This is a genomic window from Bradyrhizobium cosmicum (genome assembly GCF_032290525.1).
In the GTDB taxonomy this organism is placed as follows: domain Bacteria; phylum Pseudomonadota; class Alphaproteobacteria; order Rhizobiales; family Xanthobacteraceae; genus Bradyrhizobium; species Bradyrhizobium cosmicum_A.
Genome location: NZ_JASXTA010000425.1, coordinates 1 through 251, shown reverse-complemented (window position 1 = coordinate 251; position 251 = coordinate 1). Strand labels below are relative to the sequence as shown.

The 251-nt window shown below is 66.9% G+C and carries 1 pseudogene; it reads left to right on the top strand.

What is annotated here, in order from left to right:
* Window positions 1-152: pseudogene (locus QSV46_RS40455) on the top strand (ABC transporter ATP-binding protein); the annotation flags it as partial.
* Between the last annotated feature and the right edge of the window lie 99 nt (window positions 153-251).

The following is a 251-nucleotide window of genomic DNA, read 5'->3' as shown; positions in this document are numbered from 1 at the left end:
CGGCGCGCCCGGGGGGCGTCCGTGCCGAGTTTCGCATCGCGACGGCTGAGCCGCGCGGGGAGGAGTTTCGCACCTCGGCCGACTATGCCGGCTATTGCCGCGAGGTCTCGAATGCACTGGCGCCTTCCTATTCCGGGCAGCGTAGCGCATGAGTTCCCTGCAGAACATCGGCCGCATGCTGCTTCCCGTTGTCGTGCTGGCAGCGGGCCTGGCGTTGTGGGAATTCGTCGTCCGCGTCAACGATATCCAGC